This window comes from Citrobacter sedlakii NBRC 105722 (genome assembly GCF_000759835.1).
Lineage (GTDB): Bacteria > Pseudomonadota > Gammaproteobacteria > Enterobacterales > Enterobacteriaceae > Citrobacter_A > Citrobacter_A sedlakii.
On sequence record NZ_BBNB01000009.1, the window covers coordinates 1 to 20,906 of the forward strand.

The 20,906-nt window shown below is 55.0% G+C and carries 25 protein-coding genes; 7 read left to right on the plus strand and 18 right to left on the minus strand.

The window, feature by feature from the left end:
• Window positions 1–740 precede the first annotated feature (740 nt).
• Window positions 741–1,691 carry a winged helix-turn-helix domain-containing protein gene (locus CSE01S_RS12855; RefSeq protein ID WP_042289089.1) on the plus strand — a complete coding sequence of 317 codons (951 nt, stop codon included), beginning with the start codon at window positions 741–743 and terminating at the stop codon, window positions 1,689–1,691.
• On the plus strand, window positions 1,663–2,136 hold the full coding sequence (locus CSE01S_RS12860) for a hypothetical protein (protein ID WP_042289092.1): 474 nt from the start codon (window positions 1,663–1,665) through the stop codon (window positions 2,134–2,136). Before CSE01S_RS12855 ends, CSE01S_RS12860 begins: the two co-directional genes overlap by 29 nt.
• Before the next feature lie 53 nt (window positions 2,137–2,189).
• Here CSE01S_RS12860 and CSE01S_RS12865 read toward each other — a convergent pair whose 3' ends face one another.
• The 12 genes from CSE01S_RS12865 to flgB are packed head-to-tail and all read right to left on the minus strand — an operon-like array spanning window position 2,190 to window position 11,938.
• Entirely contained in the window at window positions 2,190–3,197 is a 1,008-nt protein-coding gene (locus CSE01S_RS12865; protein WP_052406295.1) for a hypothetical protein, read from the minus strand.
• A 5-nt stretch (window positions 3,198–3,202) separates the two neighbouring features.
• Entirely contained in the window at window positions 3,203–4,117 is a 915-nt protein-coding gene (gene flgL, locus CSE01S_RS12870; protein ID WP_042289093.1) for a flagellar hook-associated protein FlgL, read from the minus strand.
• Between the two features lie 21 nt (window positions 4,118–4,138).
• Window positions 4,139–5,509, minus strand: coding sequence for a flagellar hook-associated protein FlgK (gene flgK, locus CSE01S_RS12875; RefSeq protein ID WP_042289096.1), 1,371 nt, complete (start codon window positions 5,507–5,509; stop codon window positions 4,139–4,141).
• Between the two features lie 3 nt (window positions 5,510–5,512).
• Window positions 5,513–5,902: a rod-binding protein gene (locus CSE01S_RS12880; RefSeq protein WP_042289098.1), complete on the minus strand. Its 390-nt coding sequence runs from the start codon at window positions 5,900–5,902 to the stop codon at window positions 5,513–5,515.
• Window positions 5,902–6,993 carry a flagellar basal body P-ring protein FlgI gene (locus CSE01S_RS12885; RefSeq protein WP_167333861.1) on the minus strand — a complete coding sequence of 364 codons (1,092 nt, stop codon included), beginning with the start codon at window positions 6,991–6,993 and terminating at the stop codon, window positions 5,902–5,904. Before CSE01S_RS12885 ends, CSE01S_RS12880 begins: the two co-directional genes overlap by 1 nt.
• Window positions 6,994–7,004: 11 nt before the next feature.
• On the minus strand, window positions 7,005–7,670 hold the full coding sequence (gene flgH, locus CSE01S_RS12890) for a flagellar basal body L-ring protein FlgH (protein WP_042289104.1): 666 nt from the start codon (window positions 7,668–7,670) through the stop codon (window positions 7,005–7,007).
• 26 nt (window positions 7,671–7,696) lie between these two features.
• Window positions 7,697–8,482 (minus strand): flagellar basal-body rod protein FlgG, encoded by a 786-nt coding sequence (flgG, locus tag CSE01S_RS12895; RefSeq protein WP_042289108.1) that lies wholly within the window; start codon window positions 8,480–8,482, stop codon window positions 7,697–7,699.
• Between the two features lie 20 nt (window positions 8,483–8,502).
• Window positions 8,503–9,234, minus strand: a complete 732-nt coding sequence (locus CSE01S_RS12900; protein ID WP_042289109.1) for a flagellar basal body rod protein FlgF — start codon at window positions 9,232–9,234, stop codon at window positions 8,503–8,505.
• On the minus strand, window positions 9,234–10,424 hold the full coding sequence (gene flgE, locus CSE01S_RS12905; RefSeq protein WP_042289111.1) for a flagellar hook protein FlgE: 1,191 nt from the start codon (window positions 10,422–10,424) through the stop codon (window positions 9,234–9,236). Before flgE ends, CSE01S_RS12900 begins: the two co-directional genes overlap by 1 nt.
• Before the next feature lie 34 nt (window positions 10,425–10,458).
• Window positions 10,459–11,136 carry a flagellar hook assembly protein FlgD gene (flgD, locus tag CSE01S_RS12910; protein WP_042289113.1) on the minus strand — a complete coding sequence of 226 codons (678 nt, stop codon included), beginning with the start codon at window positions 11,134–11,136 and terminating at the stop codon, window positions 10,459–10,461.
• Between the two features lie 2 nt (window positions 11,137–11,138).
• Window positions 11,139–11,564 carry a flagellar basal body rod protein FlgC gene (gene flgC / locus CSE01S_RS12915; RefSeq protein WP_042289114.1) on the minus strand — a complete coding sequence of 142 codons (426 nt, stop codon included), beginning with the start codon at window positions 11,562–11,564 and terminating at the stop codon, window positions 11,139–11,141.
• 23 nt (window positions 11,565–11,587) lie between these two features.
• Window positions 11,588–11,938 carry a flagellar basal body rod protein FlgB gene (gene flgB, locus CSE01S_RS12920; RefSeq protein ID WP_042289116.1) on the minus strand — a complete coding sequence of 117 codons (351 nt, stop codon included), beginning with the start codon at window positions 11,936–11,938 and terminating at the stop codon, window positions 11,588–11,590.
• A gap of 78 nt (window positions 11,939–12,016) precedes the next feature.
• On the opposite strand from flgB, the gene flgA reads away from it, so the two are divergent.
• From flgA to CSE01S_RS12945, 5 genes are all read left to right on the plus strand, one after another.
• Window positions 12,017–12,805: a flagellar basal body P-ring formation chaperone FlgA gene (flgA, locus tag CSE01S_RS12925; RefSeq protein ID WP_042289117.1), complete on the plus strand. Its 789-nt coding sequence runs from the start codon at window positions 12,017–12,019 to the stop codon at window positions 12,803–12,805.
• A gap of 131 nt (window positions 12,806–12,936) precedes the next feature.
• Entirely contained in the window at window positions 12,937–13,209 is a 273-nt protein-coding gene (gene flgM / locus CSE01S_RS12930) for a flagellar biosynthesis anti-sigma factor FlgM (protein ID WP_042289118.1), read from the plus strand.
• A 2-nt stretch (window positions 13,210–13,211) separates the two neighbouring features.
• The gene (locus CSE01S_RS12935; RefSeq protein WP_042289119.1) at window positions 13,212–13,649 is read left to right on the plus strand and encodes a flagella synthesis protein FlgN; all 438 of its coding nucleotides are present in this window, start codon (window positions 13,212–13,214) and stop codon (window positions 13,647–13,649) included.
• 33 nt (window positions 13,650–13,682) lie between these two features.
• On the plus strand, window positions 13,683–14,444 hold the full coding sequence (locus tag CSE01S_RS12940) for a hypothetical protein (protein WP_042289121.1): 762 nt from the start codon (window positions 13,683–13,685) through the stop codon (window positions 14,442–14,444).
• 43 nt (window positions 14,445–14,487) lie between these two features.
• Window positions 14,488–15,540 (plus strand): CDP-glycerol glycerophosphotransferase family protein, encoded by a 1,053-nt coding sequence (locus CSE01S_RS12945; RefSeq protein ID WP_233422706.1) that lies wholly within the window; start codon window positions 14,488–14,490, stop codon window positions 15,538–15,540.
• A gap of 39 nt (window positions 15,541–15,579) precedes the next feature.
• Here CSE01S_RS12945 and CSE01S_RS12950 read toward each other — a convergent pair whose 3' ends face one another.
• The 6 genes from CSE01S_RS12950 to fliH are packed head-to-tail and all read right to left on the minus strand — an operon-like array spanning window position 15,580 to window position 20,906.
• On the minus strand, window positions 15,580–16,002 hold the full coding sequence (locus CSE01S_RS12950; RefSeq protein WP_042289123.1) for an FAD synthase family protein: 423 nt from the start codon (window positions 16,000–16,002) through the stop codon (window positions 15,580–15,582).
• Window positions 16,003–16,005: 3 nt separating this feature from the next.
• Window positions 16,006–16,953 carry a hypothetical protein gene (locus CSE01S_RS12955; RefSeq protein ID WP_042289125.1) on the minus strand — a complete coding sequence of 316 codons (948 nt, stop codon included), beginning with the start codon at window positions 16,951–16,953 and terminating at the stop codon, window positions 16,006–16,008.
• 26 nt (window positions 16,954–16,979) lie between these two features.
• Window positions 16,980–18,383, minus strand: coding sequence for a glycosyltransferase family 2 protein (locus tag CSE01S_RS12960; protein WP_072014996.1), 1,404 nt, complete (start codon window positions 18,381–18,383; stop codon window positions 16,980–16,982).
• A gap of 5 nt (window positions 18,384–18,388) precedes the next feature.
• Entirely contained in the window at window positions 18,389–18,832 is a 444-nt protein-coding gene (gene fliJ / locus CSE01S_RS12965; RefSeq protein WP_042289127.1) for a flagellar export protein FliJ, read from the minus strand.
• Window positions 18,833–18,841: 9 nt separating this feature from the next.
• Window positions 18,842–20,161, minus strand: coding sequence for a flagellar protein export ATPase FliI (fliI, locus tag CSE01S_RS12970; protein ID WP_042289130.1), 1,320 nt, complete (start codon window positions 20,159–20,161; stop codon window positions 18,842–18,844).
• On the minus strand, window positions 20,148–20,906 hold the full coding sequence (fliH, locus tag CSE01S_RS12975) for a flagellar assembly protein FliH (protein WP_042289133.1): 759 nt from the start codon (window positions 20,904–20,906) through the stop codon (window positions 20,148–20,150). The genes fliI and fliH overlap by 14 nt, the downstream gene beginning before the upstream one ends.

Here is a 20,906-nt window from a genome sequence, read left to right on the forward strand (position 1 = left end):
AGACGCCATAGATGAAGCACTGGTGAAAATAGAAAGGGACATTGTTTTCTCCTTGGGTGACCTGTCCGTCAGGCACTTTCATTGTTACTGGAAGAGTAAAACGGCCTTTTGACGGAAAAATTAAATTTTATTTTTAATCCACCTTTACATCCCGCAAGAAAAATATTTCGCCTATCTGATAAGCCTTGCTAATAATAGTAAGGGAGTTCTTCATCATTTTTCTAAGACGACTAAAAAGCGCAGAATCAAAATATAAGGCGACACAAAAAACAGCAAACTTAACCACTATTTTCGATAACCGTTTCCACTCCTATAAAACCCTTTTATTCCGTAAGGTATAGATTTATTCCATGAACATAGGATTCACATAAATACGACCTTTTTTAACATCAAGATCTTTTAACTATTGGAGTTAACTTTTGTCTAATTTTCTTAATCAGCGGCAAGATTTTTTACTACCAGAGGTGTTGCGCATCACACTTTTATCGCGTAAAAAGAGGCCATGGAAAAGATTATTCCTAGAGCTGACGACACGGGGAAAGGGGTAATCTTCCGCTTTTGTTCAAAGTTTATGCGTAACTTTTCGCAAAGAATAACTTATTCCTTTCTTGCTTTTTTGCATAAGCGGCAATTCATTATAACCCCCGGCTTGCCATAACAATTAAATAACACAGCATTGAACTTAAATTATGACAATACAAACTGACTGAACGGGAATGGTCACTACCATCAACTAATCGATGAATAAACGCTACTGCTCTGTAAATAACTGGCTGATTGATATTCCTTCAGGATCGATCCTCCATTTAACAACCGGAGAAAAGAAGCGCCTTGGTGAATATCAGCTCAAGCTGCTGGATATTCTGATGCAGGATGCAGGGAAAATCTTCACACGTGAAGAATTGACTAACCTGGTTTGGGAACGGCGTGTTATCGGTAATAACAGTCTTCCCAATGCTATCCATGCATTACGTACCGCGCTGGAGGATGACGGCAAACAGCAAAAAATTATCAAAACGATACCCAAAAAAGGGTATTTGCTGGAGCCGGAATATTGCCGCGTAATCGAGAAGGAAGAGAGTGAAGTTAATGAATCTACGCAAGATCCAGCTGAGCGAGAGACGGAAGAGGAAAACAAACCGGCGGTACCTGAAGACAGGGTGAATGAATCCGCCGCTATGCCGCCAGCGCCAGAAACACCGGCTCAGGAAGCCACCGTTCCTGTCGCTGCGGCGGCGCTGCCGCGCGCAAACCGGACAACCTTTGTACTGTTCGTGGTGCTGGTCATCGTCTGTACCACGTTGCTGACATGGTGGGTGGTGAAGCGTCAGGAGAGCGGAAACCTGACGGCGAAAGAGGTACAGCCTAACGTTTACAGCAATATTCATATTTACGCGATTGAACCGTCCGGCGATCTCTCCTACGGCGCGGAGAACCTGTACAGCAAACTGAAAGCCTCGCTCTATACCCTGAACCAGCAGATTAAAACGCAGTCTGTGACGATGACCGTCTATTTCAGCACCCGAAATTTCATGCTGAATTATACATTTGCGCTGAGCAGCCCCTGCGATAAGCAGCAGTTGGTGATGGCGGTTTATCAATGGCGGCTCGATGCAAACCAACTCAACAATCTGATCCTGCGCGAAACCCGGAGAAAGCTGAATGAAATGGCTATTTGTACAGAGAATTAATCTGCTGCTGAGCATCGCCATTCTCATCGTGGCGGTCTCGCCTTTTGTCTGGAACGCGCTAACATCACCAAGAATGATGCGCGGCGCCAACGTTGAAGGCACGTTTCAGATGGGATTTTATGATTTGAAATCGCAGAGTAAAGAGACTTACGACGCGCACCTGAAAACAACGCGGGGCACGATTCTGATCACGCTCATCAGCCCGAACGATAACCAGTTTGTGCTGAAAGGCACCTTTACCCCGACGCAAAGGCGAAACAACAGGCTCTATTTTTATCTGACGCCGATTTACTACAGCAAGGCGCAGAACCTGCTGATGGTCGACAACCTGGTGGATCAACTGATGCACACCATCTTCTGGATGGAGCCGCTTTCGCTGGGCGATCAGCCGCTGGTGGTCGGGGAAAGCGGGTCAATCTTTCTTTATCCACTGAGACGCTCATAAAGAAAGGTTTTTTCCCCCTGAACGACGCCTCCCCCGACCCGGAGAGGCGAGTTTTAGCCCAGCAAATTCTTCACCGTCGCCAGACGCACATTCGCCTGCGCGCCCAGTGCCTGTGAAAGCACGCTAAAGTTTTTCGTACCGCCGGCCAGCGCATCCCCCAGCCCACGCGCCGTCTCCAGCGCCTGCTGCGGCGTGAAAACCGCCGCCATATCGTTGATACGCGACGCCACACGATCCTGCTGCTGGCGCAGTCGGCTGCGCTGGCTGGTGATGTGCTCCAGAGTATTTTGCAGCTTTGCCGGCCCTTCCCGCTCGCGGCCTGCGGTCAACGCCAGCACCTCATCGCTGCTGGCGGTTTCCGCCTGCGGCGACAGCAAGGTAAAAGCATCGGCCGGATAGCGCCCCCCTTCACCGCGTACTGTAAGCTGCTGGCTGACGCGCCCCCAGCGGCTTTCATCCACGCTAAACAGCAATTGCCCGCTCCCGCTCTGCCGGGCGTGAATACCCAGCCGTCCCAGGCCAATATTCAGCTTCGTCAGGATCTGGCGCGGCGATGCTTCTGCGGGCAGCGACACGGCGCTCATTTCACGCTGGCGGCCGCCAAGACAGAACACCAGCGTCTCACCTTCGGGGTTACTGAGGAGTTTCTCACTGCCTGGCAGCGTAAAATTCACGCTGCTTTTATGTTCCAGCGAAGGCATGAGATGGCGATCGACCGTCCCCCCGGAAAGCTGCGTACGGCGGGTTAAGTGCTTTTGCAGCGCCGCCGCCTGGGCGGAAGCATCGCCGCGCAGGGAGGATTGGCGCAGCTGAAGCAGTTGTGTTTCCGTTTGCGCCAGATAACTGTCCGCCTGCTGTACCGCCGTCAGTTGCTGGTTAAGCTGCACGTTATAGCGCATCGGGCGACGGGAAAGCAGCGCCGACTCCGGGAACGCGCTGCGCGAAGAGACCGCTTCCGGCATGCGAACACGGGTAACGGTCTGTGGGGCATCAATAGTGCCGCGTCCGGCAGTGGTGGACGCGGGGGTCGTCAGCGACGAAGTTTTTAAACCAACCTGCATCGTGATTACATCATACTGAACAGATTAAGCTGACTGACCATGCTGTACGTCTTGTAGCTTATCTGCATCGATTGCGCGTAGAGCTGAAGATTGGTCGTCGCCGTCACTTCATCCGTATCGCCTAATTCACTGGCCAACTGGCGGTTCGCCACACTGACGTCCGTATGCGCGTCGCCGAGCAGCGTCAGACGGTTCTGGCGTCCGCCGAGGTCAGTGAAAATACTGGAGACGCGATCGCGCGCGCCCTGCACTGAGCCGAGCATGGCGTCTATCTCATCTTTATAGTCCGCGTAGCTGGCGTCCGGGTCCTGCATTTTTGCGCTAAGGGCTTTCAGATCGTTCAGCACCTTCAGATCGTTACCTGAGCCGGAAAACGCCTGCGCGACGTTGGTATTTTCGGTGATGCTCACGCCGTTGGCGACCTGCGTTTCACGCGTGCCGTCGTTGCCGCCGTAAACGTATTGTCCATTCTCGTCCAGAGTGACGGTTTTGCTGTCGGTTTTGGTGCCGGAAAAGAGATAGCTGCCATTTTCATTTTTGGCATTCATTGATGCCACCAGCGAGTCGATCATCGAGTCGATTTCCGCGCCGTAGCCCGCCATATCTTTCTGGCTGTGGGTGCTGTTGTTGGCCGACAGCAGCTTATCGTTAAGCGACAGAAGCTGATTATTGAGCGCGTTGACGTTCGACTCCTGAATCGCCAGCGCGCCGCTCAGGCGTTTGATATTGCTCTGGTACTGGGTGATCGCTGATTCTTCGCGGTTGAGCTGCACCAGACGGCTGGCGGCCACCGGGTCGTCGGAAGGCACGTTAATGCGCTTCAGCGTGGAGACCTGCTCCAGAAGTTTGCTCAGGCGCGTGCCGTTAGTGCCCATCTGTGTCAGCATGGCGTTGGAGTTATAGAGGCTGCTAATACGCATTGTTAATCATTCCTGTCGCGCTTAAAACATGCTCATCAGATCGGAAAAGATCTGATTACCGGTAGAGATAACCTTCATATTCGCCTGGTAAGCCTGCATGTAGATCTGAAGATTAATCGCTTCTTCATCCTGGTTTACCGCGCTGAGGTTATCGCGCTGATTCTGCGCCTGCTCGCGCACGGCGGCGGCGGCATCCATCTCGGTGGTGCTCTGGCGGCTGGCGATACCGATGGTGGAGATAATCGCCGCGGCCCCTTCGCTCAGGCTCATGTTGCCCATACCCGGAATAGTGGTTTTTTTGTTTTTCAGCTCAATCAGCTCGGCCAGATTGTCGCTGTTGCCGGGCTCATCTTTCGCGCCGGAGAGCGCCAGCTCTTCCGGGTTTAAGTCATTGACCTGCAACATTCCCGCCGGGTTAGACGGGTCAAAAGTGAAGAGCGCTTTCCCTGGATTGCCGTTCAGATCAAACCCCTTTTGCAGTTGATCGTTAAACAGGTCCGCCACCGTTTCCGCCATGCCCTGCACCGAGTCTTTCATCTGCTGCAGCGTGCCAGTTTCATAGTCGTGCAGCGCGCCGAGCTGGCCGCCAACGGCAGGGTCGAGCGAAAATTCGCTGGTGGAGAACTTCAGCGCCAGCGTCGAATTACCGTTCGCATCCTGACCGACGCGCAGTTGGCCGGCTGTTTTGCCGCTAACCAGCGGCTGGCCGCTGGCGAGCGAAACGGTATAGCTGCCGGATTTATCCTCCGTCACCTTCACGTCCGCCAGCGTACTGAGGGTTTTCACCAGCTCATCGCGCTGATCGCGCAGTACGCTGCTGTTACCGCCGGTCGAATCCATATCGGCGATCTTTTTGTTGTAGTCGGCGATGCTGCCGCTGATGGTGTTGATCTGATCGACCATCGCGCCGCGCTGAGTGGTAATCGACTCTTTCTGGCTGGTGATAAAGTTATTCACGCTGTTAAAGCGTGTGGCGAGGGCCCCCGCCTGATTGAGCAGTTGCTGGCGCAGTGCCGGAGATTCCGGCGTCTGGGTCAGTTCGCTCAGGGCATTGATAAACTCATCGAGCCCGTTACCGAGGCTGGTGGTGTCGGAACCCACCACTTTTTCCAGCGACGTGATGTACTGATTTCCCGTCTCGTAATAGCTGGCCTTGTTACCGGTCTGCCACACCTGATTCACCAGATACTGGCTGGAGATACGCCGAATGCTGTCCACCTGGACGCCGTTCCCCGCACTCATTCCCGCCTCACCCATCGGTCCGATAGCGCTTTGCACCGCTCCCTGGCGGCTGTAACCGCTCACCATCCAGTTGGCAACGTTCATCGAGGTTACGTTCATGCCGATCTGCGCGGCCTGAATGCCGCTGAAGGCAATATTAATCATACTCATGGGTTACTCCTGTTCACGCATGACCGGGACAACGGGCGTGCTGAGTTCTTTTGGCTGTCCTTTTAAAGCGACCAGACTTCCCGCATCCTTAAGCGGCGCTGTCGTTTGCGGTGAAAGCTGGCTGATAATCATCTGTGCGATGCCGGTGCTGCGCTGCGACGCGAGCTCAGAGGCGAGCTTATCGTCATAAAAATCACGCATCATGCGCTGCTGTTTGCTGTTGAATGGATTATCTTCCCCCAGCACATCGGCGGCTTTACGCATCTGCGACAGCATAGAGCGCAGCATCAGCGCTTCGAACTGCTCCGCCGCCTGCTCCAGGTTTTGCGGTTTCACCTGCCCGGTGATGTCGCCGGGCAGAATGGCACTTTGACGGGTAATAGCATTCAGCATCAGATGACCACCAGTTCAGCGTCCAGCGCGCCTGCTTCGTGCAGCGCCTGCAAAATCGCCATCGTGTCATCCGGCGCGGCGCCGAGGCTATTGATGGTGTTGACAATACTGCGCAGGCTAGTGCCCGCAGGGATCATCACCATCTGGCCGCTACCGCGGTTGACGTTCACATCGCTCTGCGGCGTCACCGCCGTTTGCCCCTGGCTGAACGCCCCCGGCTGACTCACGTTCGACGACTCACGAATGGTAACCGTCAGGTTGCCGTGGGAGACGGCGGCGGCACGCACCACTACGCCATCGCCGATCACCACCGTGCCGGTACGGGCGTTAAACACCACGCGCGGCGGCTGCTTCCCGGCGTTGATCTGCACATCTTCCAGCGTCGACATAAACGCCACGCGATCGCCTGCGCCCAGCGGCGCGCGAACGGCGACGTTGGTGGCGCTCTGGGCGGTCGCGGTGCCGGAGCCAAAAGCGCTGTTCAGCGCGACGGCAACGCTGTTGGCCGTTTTAAAGCTCGGGCGCTTGAGGTTCAGCATCACCACCGGCTCCTGCTGGAAATCGGTCATCACTTCACGCTCGACGGAGCCGCCATTCGGCACGCGTCCCACGGTCGGTGTATTGATGGTCACACTGGAGCCGCTATTGCCTTCGGCTTTCACCCCGCCGACCACCACATTGCCCTGCGCCAGCGCATAGACTTCACCGTCCGCGCCGCGCAGTTGGGTCAGCAGCAGCGTACCGCCGCGCAGGCTTTTCGCATCGCCAATCGAGGAGACGGTGACGTCAATGCTCTGCCCACGCGCATAGCCCGGCGGCAGCGTCGCGCTGATGGCGACGGCCGCGACGTTTTTCACTTTCGGGTCGATTTTCGCCGGTAGCTGAACGCCAAACTGTCGCAGCATGTTGGTCACCGACTGGCTGGTGAATTTGACCTGGTTTTTATCCCCGGTGCCGTCGAGCCCCACCACCAGGCTGTAGCCCACCAGCTGATTGCCGCGCACGCCCTGAATATCGACCACGTCGCCCAGGCGCTGGGCCATCGCCCCCATGCTCCAGATGAGCAGGCAAAAAAGTGCCACTTTACGCATTACGGACTCCATTAGATCGGAAACAGCGGGTGGTTGAAGACGCGCGTCAGCCAACCAGCGGAATTGGCGTCGCTCAGCGCGCCGCGTCCGGAATAGGAGATGCGGGCATTGGCGATGCGCTGTGAGGAAACGGAGTTGTCACGCTCGACGTCATCCGCCCGCACCAGCCCGGTCACGCGCATGTATTCATCACCCTGATTGAGTGTCAGCCACTTCTCGCCGCGGATCGCCAGCACACCGTTCGGCAGCACTTTGTAGACGGCCACGGTGATCGCCCCGCGCAGGCTGTTTTGCTGCTGCGAGGCGGCGTTGCCGTTAAAGTTACGGTTGCCGTCTATGGAGGCGGAGAGATTATCCACCGAGTGGCCGAACGCGTCCGGGATCCCCAGGGAAACATCGTTCTTTTTGCCGAAATTGGTGCGCGCCTGCTTGCTGGCTTGGGTGGACTCATCCAGTTTGACGGTCAGGATATCGCCCACGCGATAAGCGCGGCGGTCCTGTATCAGCGACCAGTTATAGCCGCTGTTGTACAACCCGCCACCGCGCACCTGCGTATCCGGCATCACGATATCTTCCGGCGGCGCGAAGGCCGCATCATCTTTTTGCACCAGCAACGCCGGGCTTTCACAGCCCGACAAAAACAGTGCCAGCAAAACCATTACTACCTGCTTTTTCATTACACTTTCACTTTACTGCCCGGTCATTACATCGACTGGGTGACAAACTTCAGCATGTCGTCGGCGGCGGAGACCATTTTGGCGTTCATTTCATATGCCCGCTGCACGGTGATCATATCGACCATCTCCTCGACGACCTGCACGTTAGAGCCTTCCAGCGACCCCTGCTCCAGTTGGCCAAACGCCTCTTCGCCCGGCACGCCTTCTACCGCTTCGCCGCTGGCGGCAGTTTCGCGATAAAGGTTACCGCCCACCGCTTCCAGCCCGGCCGGATTGACGAAGTTCACCAGCGTTAGCTGGCCGAGCTCAACCGGATCCGTTTCGCCTGCGACGGTCGCGGTGATGGTACCGTCTTTACCGATCTGCAGGTCCTTCACGTTTTCCGGCAGTTCAATTTGCGGCACCAGCGGTAAGCCCTGAGCGTTGGTCAGCAGGCCGTCCGGCGTTTTCTGAAAGTTACCGGCGCGGGTATAACCGATATCGCCGTTGGGCATTTCCACCTGGAAAAAACCCTGCCCGGTGATCGCCACATCCAACGCCTGCTCGGTGTTCTGAATGCTGCCAACGGTGAACTCTTTCTGCGTACCGACAATTTTCACGCCGGTGCCGTACTGGATACCGGTCGGCGCGACGTTGTTCTGATCCAGTTGGCCCCCCGGCGTACGCTGATTCTGATAGAACAGATCGGCGAACATGGCGCGATCGCGCTTAAACCCGGTGGTGTTGACGTTCGCCAGGTTGTTAGAAATGGCAGTCATTTTGGCGTCCTGCGCCGCCAGACCGGTTTTACTAATCCACAATGCGGGATTCATCTCTCATCCTTCTTTTAATATCAGGAGCCGCGAATCAGGCGGTTGCCCGCCGTCGCGAGATCTTCTGCGGCTTTCATCATTTTGATCTGCGCTTCAAACTGGCGGTTTAGCGCAATGCTGGAGACCATCTCGTCGATCGCCGACACGTTGGCGCTCTCCAGATGCCCGGAAGCCACCATCACCTCTTCATCGCGCGGGTTAACCGCCGCATTGCTCACCAGAAAGCCATCAGCATTTTTGCTCAGCTCACTGGCCGGCACGTTAACCAGCTTGACGCGATCGATATCCACCGGCGCGGCGATGTCACCGTCGTCGGGCACGATGGTTATCACCCCGTCCTCGCCGATGCTGACGGAGGAGAACGGCGGCAGAACTATGGGGCCGTTGTCACCTTCCACCGGCAGCCCGTTGATAGACAGCTCGCCATCGGCGTTGACGTCAATCTGGCCGTTGCGGGTATAGACCTCACGATTGCCGCTGCTCAGGGCGATCAGCCCCTCGCCCTTAATCGCCAGATCCAGGCTGCGCCCGGTTTCACGGACCGCGCCGGGGGTCATGTCCACGCCACCCTGAGTGGGCAGGGTCATATAGCGGGAGGCGTAACCCTCGCCGCTCACCTGCTGCGTGATCGCGCGATCGAGATCGCCGCGAAAGCCCTGGGTGTTGACGTTCGCCAGGTTATTCGCGTGGATCTCCTGCTGCGACAGTGTGCGTGATGCGCCGCTTACGGCGGTAAAAATCAATCGATCCATTACACCGCCTGGAAGAGCGCATTCATCATGTTGTCGTTAGTGCTGATCACCTTGGTGTTGGCCTGGTAGTTACGCTGCGCGGTCATCAGCCCGACCAGCTCAGAGGTCAGGTCGACGTTGGACTGCTCCAGCGCCCCGGCGGTAATCGAGCCCAGCAGGCCTGTACCTGGCGCGCCTGTCAGCGGTGCGCCCGAGCTGGCGGTTTGCGTCCAGGTGGTGCCGTCCTGCGACTGAAGGCCGTTGGCGTTGGCAAAGTTAGCCAGCACCAGTTGCCCTTGCAGCATACGTTCGCCATTGGAGAAGGTGGCGTAAACGCTGCCATCGGCATCAATCGCCTGGCCGGTACGCTCGCCGGAGGCATAGCCGCTACCCTGGTTTTTGCTCACCGAGAAATCAGAACCGTACTGCGTGGTGCCGTTGTAGCTCAGGTCGATGGAGAGCCCGGCCGCGCCCGGAATATCAACATTCAGGCTGGTCAGGTCGGTCGGTGTGGTCAGTATGCCCTGGTCGGAGAACGTCATTTCCTGGGCACTGTTTGGGATCTCGGTGTCGTCCATGTAGTAGTGGACTTCCCAGGTGTTATCGTCTTTCTTCACGAAATACTGGTTCAGGGTGTGTTCACGACCCAGAGAATCGTAGACCTGCGTAGTATAGGTATTGTTGTACGAGGTATTGTCCTTCGGGTCGAAGTTGCCGTTTGTCGGCACATCTGCGTTGGCGTCGAGGTTGGCGGTGAAGTCGAGGCTGTCGGTGGCCTTCGCCGGAATCGAGCCGCTGCTGATGGTCAGATTGCCGACGGTGCCGACCTGAAGCTGGCCGTTCGCATCCACCGGGTAACCCTGCAGGTACATGCCCAGGTTATTGATCAGGTTACCGCTGCTGTCGGTGCCGAAGTAGCCCGCGCGACTGTATGCCGTGGTGCCCGCGCTGTCGCGCACGACAAAGAAACCGTTGCCGTTGATCGCCAGATCGAGGGCGTTGCCGGTGGAAGAGATACTTCCGCCTTTGGTGATGCTTTGAGTGACACCGGAAACGCCGACGCCCAGTGGCTGGCTTTCAGCGTAAAGCGCGGAAAACTCGGCGCGGCCCGATTTAAAGCCTACGGTGCCGGAGTTGGCGATATTGTTAGAGATCGCGTTCAGCTGTTCGGTGACCGCGTTCAGGCCGGTGGTGGCAATGTTAAAGCTCATAAAAGTTCCTGTTTCATCATCTCGTGAAATCGCCTCAGACGGCGTTTTTCGAGGTTGTTCCAAATTGCGTAATGTTGTTGTAAGCGATGTCGCCAATACCGTTGATGTTCAGGACGGTGGCGCTTCCGTCGAGCGGAATGCGCACGTTGGTGACCGTTCCGCCCACTTCAATCGGCACCGTCTCTTCGCCGGTATCCGTGACCACGCTCAGAGTGTATTTCCCTTCGCTGAGCCCCATCTCCGCCGGGTCGATACTGAAATCCACCTGACCCGCGTCCTGTTTGCCCAGTTCAATTTTGTGCTCGACGCCCGCGGAATCTTTGACGATCACCGTCACTACGCCCGCGGCGTGCTGCAGCGTCAGACGCCCGTCCACAACCGTTTCGCCGTCGCTGTTGATGCTGTCGCTCTGCACCATCACGTGCTGGCCGACCAGATTGCCGGTGGTGAGGGTTTGCAGGTTGTCCATCAACACGGAACTGTTCGCCATCAGTTGGGACATGGTTTCCATCGACTGCACCTGAGTAAGCTGTGCCAGTTGGCTGACGTACTCGGTGCCATCCGTCGGGTTTAGCGGGTCCTGGTTCTGGATCTGTGCCACCAGCAGTTGCATAAACAGCGTGTTCATGCCAGCCGCGGTGTTGCCGTTGCCGGAGACGCTGCCGTCGAGGGAAGTCGCCTGGGCGCTGCGGGATGCGTTATCTACGTTCATGCTTAGGCTTCTCCAAGTCTCAGCAGGCTTTGCTGCATACTTTTCACACTGTTAAGCACTTCAACGTTGGTTTCGAAGCTTCGGGAGGCCGACATCATGTCCGCCATTTCTTCCACCACGTTGACGCCCGGGTAATAGACGTAGCCGTCGCCGTTCGCCAGCGGGTTATGAGGCTCGTAGCGTTCAACGGCTTCGCCGCTCTCCACAACGTCCATCACCTGAACCCGCGCGCCGGTCAGCGCCCGGCTGTGCATCAGTTCGTCGTTTTTGTAAATCGCGGCAAACACCGGACGGCGGGCTTTATAAACCCCCTCTTCGCTGGTTGCCGCTGTTTCTGCGTTGGCGAGGTTACTGGCGATGGTATTCAGACGAACGGTTTGCGCCGTCATCGCCGACCCCGAAACGCGATAAATATCGGTAAAAGCCATATTCCGTGATTACCTGCGTAGGATTACTTACCTTCAATGGCCTGCTTCAGGCCCGTAAATTTCATGTTTAAAAACGCCAGGCTCATCTGGTAATCCTGCGCGTTTTTGGCAAACTCAGCCTGCTCCACGTTCAACGATACGGTGTTGCCGTCCGAAGAGGGCTGATAAGGAACGCGATACATCTCCTGCGGCAGTGCGGTCTGCGAAAAACTCCGCGATGAACGTTGCATCTCTGCGGCAAAATCAATATCTTTAGCCTGAAAGTTGGGGGTATCGACATTGGCCAGATTGGCTGAAAGCAACTCTGCTCGGGAAAGTCGAAGTGCTACAGCCTGTGGATGAACGCCCAATGCTTTGTCAAAAGTAATACTCACAATTCACACCCTCGTGATGCTAAACCTGCGATGATTTGCTTACCCTATTAGCAAAATTCGTGCCAAGGTTTTAATATCATGATTTATAATCGTTTTAGTCATTTCCAGTCGCCAGAGGTGAAGCGTTGCTTCCGCTATGGCGTCTTCTCTTTCCTCCTGGCTTTCGCCGTCACCGCCAGTGCGGCAACGCCCGAAAAAAAAACCAACGCGCGTAAGCAGATCTACGTCGCGACGCAGCTCCACGCAGCCAAAATGATTTATCATGAAGCCAAACGCCGACAGTGGCCGGACTACCAGGCGGAGATGAATTTGTTTATCCCCTCCGAGGCATCGCACCTGGTAGTCTGCGCACAGGAACCGACCGTCACCCTGCCGGAGGGTGAACGTATCGATCTCAACCGCCTGCGTGTGGATGTACGCTGCGACGCGCCGCAGCGCTGGGACGTGGCGGTAACAGTAAAACCGGATATCTATCTTCCGGTGGTGGTCGCGCAAAACACGTTGGATCGCGGCCATCTGCTCTCCCCGGACGACATCACCATTAAGAAGCTCAATATCAGCGGCCTGCGCGGCAACTACCTGACCAACCCGGACGAGGTGATGGGGCTGACGGTGAAGCGCCGCATCCGCGATCGTCAGGCGATTGCCCTGACGCAGTTGGAAGCGCCGGTGCTGGTTGAACGCGGCCAGCGCGTGGTGATGATCGCCGAACAGGGCGGTGTGGAAGCCCGCACCGTGGGCGAGGCGATGAAAAAGGGACGTAAAGGCGAAATTATCAAGGTGAAAAATGAGAGCAGCGAACGCGTGGTGAGCGCCATCGTCGCCGACAGCGGGGTGGTGAAAATGGTCTACGCGGGCGGACGCTAAAAAAGTGCGAAATCGGTTTAAGTTTGCCCGACGACTGGCCGCTCTTACACAGTGAGGGCATCGGAAGCCCCACTTCCGCCAGGCAGGATTCGTCAGCAACCCAAACAAAATTCGAAAAAGAGAGCGTAGCGATGAAAGTAGCAGCAACTCAGTACAACCTGGCAGGCGCCATCAATAATGCCAGCACAGCCGGGCAGACCCAGACCGTCGCGCAGAAAGGCAACAAAATTGAGCGTAGCGCCGCCGTTGACCCAATGCTGGGCGATGCACAATCTCAACTGGCCACGCTGCCGGAAGTGGATATGGCGCGCGTCGCCGAGATGAAAGAAGCCATTAGCAGCGGCAAAATCGCCATTAATCTCGATTCCCTGACCGAATCGATGCAAAAATATTTCCAGAGGTAATTATGACTAACGCTGTCCAGAGCGTTAAGACCCTGATTCAGGGCATGGCCGCCGATCGCCAGCACTACCATGCCCTGCTGCGCCTGCTTGAAACGCAGCGCGAGCACATTGTCGCCCGCCGTGCCGCTGAGCTTGACGCGCTCAACGCGCAGGTAATGGAACAGTATCAACATCTGTCCATCAACAGCCAGCAGCGCTACCGCTTGCTGAAGTCACTGGGCATCCCTGCCAGCGCCGAGGGAATGCAGTCATTGATCGCCCGCCTTCCGCCCGCCAACCGCACGCCCGTCGCCGCACTCTGGCAGGACCTGCAGCAGCAGGCCACCCGCTGTTTTTCAGCCAATGAATACAATGGCTCACTGATGAGTATGCAGCAGGAGATCCTGTTGAACGTCTTAAACGTGAATGAGCCGGAGAACTGGTTATATCAGCAGGGGTAACGCTTCCCTATTTTTCATAAAGGCTAAACAACAGTGGATGAGAAAACGTTTAAATTCCGCCCCGATATTAATATTCATTATCGAATAAAAAAATCCAAGTATGATTGTCAGCATTTATTAATCGTGATGTCAGGGTTTAACTTACCGGACCCCACCATCTACGATTTTGACATTCTGTCACACTGCCGTTCGACTGTATTATGGATCAAAGATGATTTCAAAGGGTTGCCCGCTTATTACCTGTGCAACGACATGAAATTTGATATAGAAAACGGTGTCAGTCTGCTTATTGACGCGGTCATTGACAATGTGAAACCGGTTAATGTTTCTATACTGGGGGCCTCTAAAGGGGGCAGTGCGGCCCTGTATTATGGTATAAAACATAAAATTAAAAATATTATCACCTGCGTACCTCAATTTAGCATTGGTCGTTATGTTGCAGAAGGCCACTGGGAAGCCGTTGGCGCCGCCATGATGGGTGAAATAAGCCCTCAAAAAGTATTTGCTCTTGATCGTTATATTCCAGGCATCATCAGGCATGATAATGAGACTCAGCGAAACATCTACCTTTTCACGTCAAAACAAGACGTACAGTATGTTACCGAGATAGAACCCAACCTTTCTCTATTTGATAAATACCCTTTATTCAATCTCATCGAAACCTGTTCACCGCAGGTGACAAAACATACAGAAGTCACTCCCTATAACCTGCCGCTCATTCTGTCATTAATTTATCAATTTGAATCAGGTATTTTCCCTCAGTGGGGGCATATCTATAACGGCCATCACGCCTAATCAGTATTACCCGACAATCCTGTTTATATAAAAAGGAAAACAGATGCAACAGCAATCTGGCTGCGTAGCTTTTTACATGGAGACTTCTTTTCATTATGAAGTTTATCGCAATATCATATCTGTATTGCTGAGCAAAAATGTCAAGTGCGAGTTGCTCATAAATGACTTAATCGAAAAAAACTTCGTCGCTGAGATGGTTTCCGGTTTGAATAATATCAAAATGCCGGGACTCACCTGCACCACTCTATCATGTATTTTACAGACAGAGAAAAAATATCACTGTCTGATCACACCTTATTACATTCGGCATCTGAAAAATTCAGCGCATATTCATATTCGTGCGCTATATGGTCTGGCAAAAAATCAATGGAATCATGCACACTGGAACTCAGATTACCACTATATTCTTTGTTACAGCGACTATACCCAAACATCATTGAACGTGGGTGATAAAGCCATTGTTGTCGGCAACCCACGCTTTGATGACTGGCATAATAATACCTGGTCCAGGACGCTACTGGATGGCATAAAGATTGATCCGGCGAAACCCACACTTCTTTATGCGCCAACCTACGGCGATCTCAGTTCAATTCCTCACTGGGCCGAAAGGCTGGGTCGAATGAACAAAGAATATAATATTATTGCTAAACTGCATCACCGAACGCTTTATAAAGAGAGCGAACGAAACATGCTCAAACTGGTCCGCCGTTTTATTAAGAACATTGTCAGTGATAGCGCCACGACTTTTGCCCTGCTGGACTGTGCCGACTATGTCATTACTGATAATAGCGGTTTTATTTTTGATGCGATTAATGCCGATAAAAAAGTCATTCTTTTAAACTGGCCAGGAATGGAAAAACTGTTAATCAATCAGGCATCCTATAGTTCTGTAGACAGCCCGGAACAAAAAGTTCGCGAATTTATGCCCGTTGCCACAGATATGCAAGATATCAGACGATATTTGTCTGCTGACTATCCGTGGGAGAATCTCAATACTTCCCTGCAACAGATTAAAACGCATTATTGTGACGCGTTTAATGATGGCATGGCTGGCCTGCGGGCAGCGCTGGTGATCGTTGAGGCGTTACACGAATAGTGTTAAGAATAATCTGGCCCGACGCACGCAGGGCCAAACTCAAAAATTTTTAATCACATCGATGATCGAGGTCGTTGAAATGACGGGCGTCCGGGGTAAATAAATCACCTCAACGAGAGACGCGAGTTCATCAAATTTTCCCTGCCAGTCATTACCCATGACGAGCGTATCCGCCGCGTGTTGCTGAATATACCGGGATTTTAATTCCAGAGAGTCTTCAATAAAGACGTCATCGACATATTTTATCCCGGCCACGATAGCAAGTCGATCCTGCTCGTTATAGATAGGGTATCGCCCTTTTTTTCTGTAATTAAGCGCATCCGATGACACGCCAACCACCAGCCGTCCTCCCAGCGATTTTGCCCGGCGCAAAATATTCAGGTGGCCGACATGAAAAACATCGAACGTCCCAAAGGTAATAATTTTTTTACTGTGTTCAGGCTGGCGTACATCTGTATTCATACGTTATCTCAACAGCGATAATCCATGGAGCAACCGATAATCTGCTGTATATTGCGCCGGCGACGGGGAAGGATTTTTGCTCTGCCACGCCTCCAGCGCGCTGGCCAGCATCGCCACATCTTCCGGGGACAACTCCTGACGTTCGTCGCAACGAATGCTGCAGATCGCTTTTAAGCGGAAAAACGTCCGCGCCAGATTCAGAAAGGCTTCGCCATAGTTATCACAATGGAGACCGGGGAAAATGCGGCTGTAGAGCGCATAGAGTAAAATGTTATTGAGAAGCCAGGGCTGTTCGTTAAACAGCGGTATGGTCTGCCAGTGCGATTTGAGCGCGTCAAGCCGCTCCGCCAGTCGCGACGGCGACATAATCCCCAGCTCGCTCAGCTTCAGCGATATCACCATTTTTTCCGCCATCGGTAAATTCAGCGTCAGGCGAATCGCTCCCATCTCTTTTAACACTGCGCACGGGTTTTCCGGGATTTCCGGCAGCATCGTAAACTGCTGAGAGAGAATGCCCTGATCCGCCAGACTGGCAAGCTGATCACCCATCGACGCCAGTAACGCCGGGTCATGCTCGCCGTTATCCCGGTACTGCTGCGCTTTACTCAGCAATATGCCAATCGCGTAGAGACGCTCGTCATGTGACAGCGCCGGATGAATTGCCAGGTTGATGCACTGCTGATTCAGGACTTCACTCCAGCCAGAAAGAACTTCTTCTCCCTGTGCCGGTGCCTGTGACGTATGCAGTACAAATGCTTCCGGGTTGAGTACAATTTCACGCGCTGCCGTTTCACACGCCATATCCAGGCTTTCACGCTGCTGGTTTTTCATTTTTATGCTGATGTACGGCCAGCCCTGCGGCGCGTTGCGGCAGGCCTGGCATTCACAGACGCTGTCCCGCGCCATAAACCGTCTTACAAATTCAGGTTGGTAATGTTCAGTCAGTTCCATAGTGCTCTCTCAGGGGGATAATCGGTTTAGCGGTGTTTGCGGAAAAACCAGTGGGTACAGTCGATGACCTCACCGCTTTTCGGGTCCGGATGGTGTTGTAAAAAGGCGAAACCGGGACTAAAACCGAGCCATACGTCGCCACGCCCCATCACCCCGGCCCAGCAGCGGTCAAGGTTGACGTCCTGCGCCATCCCCTGGCGATAGGCGCTTAATAGTTCGCCATAATAGGGCGCATTGATCGCGTAGGCGCAGCCACACCCGGCGTTGAAGATACGCGCGACGCCCGGCATCGATTGCATCGGCGTGAAGTTTTCATAACGCGCCCCCAATGTCAGCCCGTGCCAGGCGACCTGCTCCAGCCCGTTCAGCAGTTTGTTGACGTAGAGGATCGTGTTCTCTTTTTTGACAAACTGAATATCGGCGTCGAGCAACAGCACATTGCGCCAGCCCTGCTGCTGCGCCTCCTCCAGTACCTGACAGTGGGTTTCGAGCTCAAGCGTCTGCTTCTCCACCGGCCAAATTTGACTGGCGCGAACGCCAAACGCCATCAGCGCTTCGCAGCGCGCCTGGAGCGCAGACGCCTGACCGCCATCAAACAGTACCGCGATTTTTTCAAAGATCGCCCAGTTCACTTGCGTATTTACCGGGGCATGGCTCAGGCGGCGATAGTGCGCCAGCAGGTTCGGGTCGCTGACAAAATCCTCAATCGTGAGATCCACCGGTGTGGAAGTGCTCATTACAAAGTCTTTATCGTAGGTATTGTGGCTATGCGAAATGCACAGAATGGCCTGCTTCGGGTCGATCTGCAGCACCGGCGTAGTAAACCCGTTCAGAAACGATGTCTCCTCGGCACGGGTCGCGGTATCGTCATAACGATGCTTTTTCAGGAAGTTGCGATGAAACCCAAAAGTACCGTTCAGCGCATGCCTGGGGCCAAAAGCATGGGTAAGATAAATTTTATTCAGATGGCTGTACCAGATATAGAGACGATCGGTGCCGGAGAAAAGCGCGTTGTTCTCCTGCATTTGCGCCACCTGATGAGAAATTTTATTCGGCGGGTAGTAGTCATCATCATCAAAGCAGAGGATGTATTCGCCTTTCGCCAGCTCGTTGAGCATATTGCGTTTTTGCCCAAGCACCAGTCGCTCTTCGCTGTGAATATAGCGCACGTTCGGGCACGCCGGGTCGACCATCATTGCAATGAGGTCAGCATTGCTCTGCGCAGAGTCATCAAGAATCACCAGCTCACGCTTCTCCGCCGGGTAGTCCTGGTATTGCCAGATATAAAGCAGATAGGGCAGAAATTCGCGACGGTTATAGGTAGGGCAGACCACGCTGATAAACGGCGTGTGCCGGGGAGAGACCGTCTTCTGACGTTTCATCAACGTGTCCATCAGCGAGGCGGACCCGGTTTTTTTTACGTTTGCCATCGTTCTTATCGTTGTCGTTGGAGGATCTGCTGGCGCATCCAGCACTGCGCGGAAATAGCGTCTGTGGTTTTCTGTTCGCGGCGCGTATGTTCAGCCTGCTTGTCAGCGCGTTTCGCATCCAGCACCAGCTCCAGGCTCTTCTCACGCCGCGACGCCGTCAGCAGCCTGCCCTGGATTTGCTGCGCTTCCAGGCGGGCCAGCGCCTGCTCCTGTTTCTGCCAGTCAATGACCCGCTGAATGTTGTGCTTATATTTTGACTGGTTGAACATCATTGCCGCGTTGCCGCCCTGAGCGGCTGACATCCCGGTGGCCAGCGAGGTCAGACCGGCGATATTCTTCTCAAAGCGCTGGCAGAGCTGGTTCTGTGAAGCCAGTTTGCCGGCTAAGTCATTCACCGCGCGATGTCGCAGCAGATGGAGTTGTTCCAGCGTTGATATCAGTTTGCTCATCGTTCAGCCTTATCCCGCTTGCGCCAGCGCGCACAAATCATTGACGACCGCGGCGATTGGCGCGGCATCCTGCACTTCCTGCTGTAAAAACTGGGTGATGGCGGGAGACAGGCGCACAGATCTGTCGGCCAACGCATCGGCACCCGCTACGTACCCCCCCAGCGGGATCAGCGGTTTAATATTTTGATATTCCGCGTAAAGCTGCTTGAGGGTACGGGCGGCGAGCTGATGCTCCCGCGTGGTTATCTGGCTCATACAGCGGCTGATGGACTGGCCGATATCGATAGCCGGATAGTGTCCGGCTTCAGCCAGATGGCGAGACAGAACGATATGCCCGTCGAGTACTGCACGGGCGCAGTCGACGATAGGGTCCTGCTGATCGTCCCCTTCCGCCAGTACGGTATAGATCGCGGTCATCGAACCCGCGCCTTCATTGTTACCGGCGCTTTCCACCAGACGAGGGATCATGCCGAACGCCGAGGGAGGATACCCTTTCGTGGCAGGCGGTTCACCCAGCGACAGAGCGATTTCACGCTGCGCCATAGCGTAGCGCGTCAAAGAATCGACCAGCAGCAGCACATCTTTACCTTTGTCACGATAGTAGCTGGCGATGGTGTGGCACAGTTCGGTGGCTTTCATACGCATCAGCGGCGACTCATCGGCCGGTGCCGCGACAATCACCGATTTCGCCAGCCCTTCGACCTTCAGCGAATTTTCAATAAACTCTCTCACCTCGCGGCCACGTTCGCCAATCAGGCCAACCACCACCACTTCCGCCTGGGTATAGCGGGTGATCATGCCGAGCAGTACGCTCTTGCCGACGCCGCTGCCCGCCATCAGCCCCACGCGCTGACCCTTGCCGATGGTCAACAGGCCGTTAATGGCGCGCACGCCCACGTCCAGCGGCGATTCAACCAGCTGGCGTTTCAGGGGGTGGATCTGCGGCAGTTGCTGCGCCAGCAGCGTATCGCCGCCCAGCTTGCCCTTATCATCAATCGGCTCGCCCAGGCCATTTACCACGCGGCCCAGCCACTGATCGCCAATCATCGCTCCTTCGCTTTTTCCGGCCGGAAAGACGCGCGCCCCGGCAATCAGGCCGGACGGCTGTTTGAAGGGCATCAGGTAGGTCACTTCTCGGTCAAAACCAACCACCTGCGCATCCAGGGTTTCACCATCCACGCTTTCCACGCGGCAGATCTGGCCTACGGCCAGGCGGCAGCCGACGCACTCCAACAAAATGCCGTTCACGCGCACCAGACGCCCGGCGACGCGCGCCAGATCTATCTGTTCGATCGATTTCAGCGCCTGTTCGAAATCAAGGCTGCTCATGGGTCACGTCCGACAGCAGGTTTTCTTTCAGCACATCGACACACTGATCCAGACGATGCTGACAGCCGACGTCTATTTCAGTGGTGTCGGTCACCACGCGGCATTCGCCCGGCTCCAGGGTGGCATCGGCTGCCAGCCCCCATTCGCGGGTTTTCTCCGGCTCCGCTTCGCTGATGCGCTGAAACTCTTGCGCATTCAGCAATACGCGTACCTGTTCCGGCGGCTGCGGCAGGCTGGTTAACGCCTCTTCCACCAGCGCCAGCAGTTGCGTGGGTTGCAGCGCCAGTTCGCAGCGGATCACCTGACGGGTCACTTTTTCCACCAGTTGCAGCAGCTCTTCGCGGCGGCGCTGCTCATAACGTTCAAGATAATGCTGTACTTCCGTGGCGATGCGCTCAAACGGTGCGGCGGCCTCCATAAACTGCTGGCGTGCCTGCTGTTTGCCTTCCGCCAGCCCTTTGCGCATCCCCTCGTCGAATCCGAGACGCACTCCCTCCTGGTAGCCCTCTTCTTTCCCTTCGGCCATCCCCAGGGCAAACCCCTGGTTCATGCCGTCCTGAAAACCCTCTTTTTTCTGCTGCTGGTATTCTGCGGGATCGAGCGCGCGCGTCCCCTCCTCTTCGCGCGGCGGACCGTTCTGCACCCAGCGTTTACGCAGCGGAGGGAATTTGTGCAGGCGCGGCTTCACCACCGCCTGGCGGCGAGGAGTCAGGGCATCAAGCGGCAGATTGCGACGTTTAAACAT

Excerpts from the sequence above, each read along its gene's own strand:
- fliH (WP_042289133.1), bottom strand. The coding sequence starts at position 20,906 with ATGTTTAAACGTCGCAATCTGCCGCTTGATGCCCTGACTCCTCGCCGC.
- CSE01S_RS12880 (WP_042289098.1), bottom strand. The coding sequence starts at position 5,902 with ATGCTGAATGCTATTACCCGTCAAAGTGCCATTCTGCCCGGCGACATC.
- CSE01S_RS12960 (WP_072014996.1), bottom strand. The coding sequence starts at position 18,383 with ATGGCAAACGTAAAAAAAACCGGGTCCGCCTCGCTGATGGACACGTTG.
- flgC (WP_042289114.1), bottom strand. The coding sequence starts at position 11,564 with ATGGCTTTTACCGATATTTATCGCGTTTCGGGGTCGGCGATGACGGCG.
- CSE01S_RS12865 (WP_052406295.1), bottom strand. The coding sequence starts at position 3,197 with ATGCAGGTTGGTTTAAAAACTTCGTCGCTGACGACCCCCGCGTCCACC.
- flgD (WP_042289113.1), bottom strand. The coding sequence starts at position 11,136 with ATGAACGTAGATAACGCATCCCGCAGCGCCCAGGCGACTTCCCTCGAC.
- flgK (WP_042289096.1), bottom strand. The coding sequence starts at position 5,509 with ATGAGTATGATTAATATTGCCTTCAGCGGCATTCAGGCCGCGCAGATC.
- CSE01S_RS12900 (WP_042289109.1), bottom strand. The coding sequence starts at position 9,234 with ATGGATCGATTGATTTTTACCGCCGTAAGCGGCGCATCACGCACACTG.
- CSE01S_RS12855 (WP_042289089.1), top strand. The coding sequence starts at position 741 with ATGAATAAACGCTACTGCTCTGTAAATAACTGGCTGATTGATATTCCT.
- flgH (WP_042289104.1), bottom strand. The coding sequence starts at position 7,670 with ATGAAAAAGCAGGTAGTAATGGTTTTGCTGGCACTGTTTTTGTCGGGC.
- CSE01S_RS12945 (WP_233422706.1), top strand. The coding sequence starts at position 14,488 with ATGCAACAGCAATCTGGCTGCGTAGCTTTTTACATGGAGACTTCTTTT.
- flgM (WP_042289118.1), top strand. The coding sequence starts at position 12,937 with ATGAAAGTAGCAGCAACTCAGTACAACCTGGCAGGCGCCATCAATAAT.
- flgA (WP_042289117.1), top strand. The coding sequence starts at position 12,017 with ATGATTTATAATCGTTTTAGTCATTTCCAGTCGCCAGAGGTGAAGCGT.
- CSE01S_RS12935 (WP_042289119.1), top strand. The coding sequence starts at position 13,212 with ATGACTAACGCTGTCCAGAGCGTTAAGACCCTGATTCAGGGCATGGCC.
- CSE01S_RS12885 (WP_167333861.1), bottom strand. The coding sequence starts at position 6,993 with ATGCGTAAAGTGGCACTTTTTTGCCTGCTCATCTGGAGCATGGGGGCG.
- flgE (WP_042289111.1), bottom strand. The coding sequence starts at position 10,424 with ATGAGCTTTAACATTGCCACCACCGGCCTGAACGCGGTCACCGAACAG.
- fliJ (WP_042289127.1), bottom strand. The coding sequence starts at position 18,832 with ATGAGCAAACTGATATCAACGCTGGAACAACTCCATCTGCTGCGACAT.
- fliI (WP_042289130.1), bottom strand. The coding sequence starts at position 20,161 with ATGAGCAGCCTTGATTTCGAACAGGCGCTGAAATCGATCGAACAGATA.
- CSE01S_RS12955 (WP_042289125.1), bottom strand. The coding sequence starts at position 16,953 with ATGGAACTGACTGAACATTACCAACCTGAATTTGTAAGACGGTTTATG.
- CSE01S_RS12860 (WP_042289092.1), top strand. The coding sequence starts at position 1,663 with ATGAAATGGCTATTTGTACAGAGAATTAATCTGCTGCTGAGCATCGCC.
- flgG (WP_042289108.1), bottom strand. The coding sequence starts at position 8,482 with ATGAATCCCGCATTGTGGATTAGTAAAACCGGTCTGGCGGCGCAGGAC.
- CSE01S_RS12950 (WP_042289123.1), bottom strand. The coding sequence starts at position 16,002 with ATGAATACAGATGTACGCCAGCCTGAACACAGTAAAAAAATTATTACC.
- flgL (WP_042289093.1), bottom strand. The coding sequence starts at position 4,117 with ATGCGTATTAGCAGCCTCTATAACTCCAACGCCATGCTGACACAGATG.